Here is a 2,714-nt window from a genome sequence, read left to right as displayed (position 1 = left end):
GATCGACCCGGAACCGATCCCGGGCACCGCCCTTTACGGCCCCTACATCCTTCTCGGCTATCTGGATTGCTCCCGGTGCGACGTCCACTACGCCTGCGATGGCCGATAGCAGTGTGGATTTTCCGCTGCCGCTGGGGCCAAACAAGAATATCCGCTCACCCTGAGCAAGCGACAGGTTTGGTATACGCAGGGTCGCATTTTCCGACCTCGGCCAATTGAAAGTCAGATTTTGGACGTGCAATGCCGTCATTCGATACACTGCCCTCGGCTATCTTGACACAGCTCGTTTTGTCCAATGGCCCAAAATCCAACCACATGCATCGAGCAGCTAGAGCTACCCGCGGATGACAAAGACAACAATACCCGCTCTTTTAGATCGCAATTCCAACTCACATCAGTAGTCGGCACCATGTCTCTGCTCGCCATTGCGTTATTCCCGGACTTCATTGAAAACGAACGCCGGTTCGAAGCATTACGAACCAGTATCCTACGGAAGCGTGTCTTTGTAGATTTTTCACTAATTCGCAATAGTAAACGTTGTGTTTTCGTCGAGAGGGTAGATGGGCTCCTTCAACTGAGTGTGCTCGAAAAGAGTAATATCGCGACTAGTGGCTCCGGGAAGATCAACGATCAGCACCTTGTCGGTGAAATTTTCATAGAATGCTCGGAAGTGATTCCCGCTTTTGACACCTATAACGTCATATTCCTGGATGGCGATGCCATGTGGCCTCGCTTGTGAATCGTCATAGGCTTGGACCAGGCCGGATATGATGATAACATCCACCGTATCCGAGATGACAAGCCTGACTGAGGGACCAAACGTGTAAGGGATACCGTAAGCGGTCCCTCCGCGAACGAACTCGTAGCCATCCGAAATTGACTTGACATAGGCTTGGGTATTAATCGGTTCGCCCGCCAATGACTCAAATTTGCCCCCGAGGTTCACATCGATTGTCGCTCCGACACCGGCAGCGACTGCGGCCTGTGCCGTTTCGGGATCGTGTATGGAAATGAAAGCGACCTTACCCAAGCCTTCTGTTTCCAAAAGGGCCCGCAGCAGATGCGTCCCCGAGCCGCCCGCCCCACCACCGGGATTATCCGCAGCGTCCCCAATCACAATCGGGGTATGGTCGATGATATCGCCCTTCGTCGGCTGTTTGCGTTCATAGCGGCCGTCTCTGTCGAGCATGGCCAGTACGCTGCTCATCGTTGTGTCCAAATCATTCAGTGGATAAAAGGCCTCTTCCTTGTAATCCCATATCCACTGCGACAGTTCGTCCACCAGTTCTTGTGCCAGATCAGCGTTGTTTTCGGTAGTGACCATCGGGTACACGCCGCAAAAATCGGTGTCCTGGTATGGGAAACCATGCATAACAGAGCAGTTTAGAACACCGGGACGATTTTCGATCTCAATACACTTTTCTTTGAGGTGATTTCCAAAAATACCTTCCTCTTCGGTATTACTGAGCGGCATCATCAGCGGCACTTTGCGATAGGCCGGGGTGGGAGTCGACTCTCCTGCCAGGATCGCAGCGGCCCGATACATTGCATCACGCGCAGCTTCATTCATATCCAGATGAGGATATTTTTTGCAGGCACTGAAGAAATTCATATTGTTCTTCATTTTGTCCGTGATCTTGCCATGCAGGTCGCCGGACCAGACGATCATCGTGTCCTTTCCTACCAGTCCTCTGACGGACTCCGCCAGATCTCCTTCAAGATCAGGCGTTTTATCCACAACACCTGCACCGTGTAGAGCGAGGTAAACGATGTCCAGTGGCATCTGAGCTTCGAGCGTGTCGAGCATTTCTTTTTTCGCATCGCTCCAGAATTGCGCATTCACCAGACCAAAGCTCGAATCCGGTCCGTATATGAGACCCGGTAGTAACTCCCAGCCGTTTTCCTCGCACACATCTACGGCCCCACCCAAGGCTGTTCCTCTGAGGGCCTTGATTTCATCGCCCCGAAAAATACGCATGTTGTCCGGTAATCCCCCCCAAAATTAGTGGTGTTCAAAAGTAGAATTTTCTCGGCAAGATATCTGAGGAGATTTACGATGAAGAACGGACGATTTAGCGACGCTCAGATCATGACGATCCTGAAGCAGGCGGAGGGTGGTGTGCCGGTCTCTGAGCTGTGTCGGGAGCATGGGATGAGCAGCGCCAGCTTTTACAAATGGCGGGCCAAATTTGGCGGGATGGATGCGTCTTTGATTGCCGAGATGAAGGACATGGCCGAGCAGAACCGCAGGCTCAAGAAGATGTATGCCGAGATGAGCATGCAGAATGAGTTGCTCAAGGAAGCCCTCGGAAAAAAGTCTTAAGGCCGTCTCAACGACGTGAGATGGCCATGACGGTGGTGGCGGTGCGTGGGGTCAGTGTCGCGCTGGCATGCAGGACGTTCCAGATCAGTGAGACGTGTTACCGGTACAGCCCAACGCTGAGTGACGAGAACGAGGAGATTGCTGATTGGCTGGAACGTCTGACGACAAACAAACGCACCTGGGGCTTTGGTCGTAAGCGTCCGGTCTGACCGCCCCTATGGCGCGGTTTTCCATGGGAGCAGGTCGTCGACGCGGTTGATCTTGTAGTCTGGGATGCGGGCAAGTGTGTCGGCGAGCCATGCTTGCGGATCGATACCGTTCAGTTTGGCCGTTTCGATCAAGGTGTAGGCAATGGCGGCAGCTTTACCACCGGTCTGTGATCCAACGAACA

At 53.1% G+C, this 2,714-nt stretch carries 3 protein-coding genes and 1 pseudogene; 1 reads left to right on the top strand and 3 read right to left on the bottom strand.

Features of this window, described 5'->3' with window-relative positions:
• Positions 1 to 250, bottom strand: a 250-nt coding sequence (locus ROG8370_RS19610) for an ATP-binding cassette domain-containing protein (RefSeq protein WP_212580138.1), incomplete at its 3' end; no start/stop codon positions are given.
• 267 nt (positions 251 to 517) lie between these two features.
• Positions 518 to 1,978: a M81 family metallopeptidase gene (locus ROG8370_RS19605; RefSeq protein ID WP_085828801.1), complete on the bottom strand. Its 1,461-nt coding sequence runs from the start codon at positions 1,976 to 1,978 to the stop codon at positions 518 to 520.
• Between the two features lie 78 nt (positions 1,979 to 2,056).
• Between ROG8370_RS19605 and ROG8370_RS19600 the strand changes: the two are divergent.
• Positions 2,057 to 2,514 (top strand): annotated as a pseudogene (locus tag ROG8370_RS19600) (transposase); the annotation flags it as partial.
• 24 nt (positions 2,515 to 2,538) lie between these two features.
• Here ROG8370_RS19600 and ROG8370_RS19595 read toward each other — a convergent pair.
• Positions 2,539 to 2,714, bottom strand: a 176-nt coding sequence (locus tag ROG8370_RS19595) for a transposase domain-containing protein (RefSeq protein WP_139838167.1), incomplete at its 5' end; no start/stop codon positions are given.

Origin of the sequence: Roseovarius gaetbuli (genome assembly GCF_900172365.1) — a bacterium.
Taxonomy (GTDB): domain Bacteria; phylum Pseudomonadota; class Alphaproteobacteria; order Rhodobacterales; family Rhodobacteraceae; genus Roseovarius; species Roseovarius gaetbuli.
Note: the sequence above shows the minus strand (reverse complement) of the source record. Positions and strands in the feature narration are given on the sequence as shown.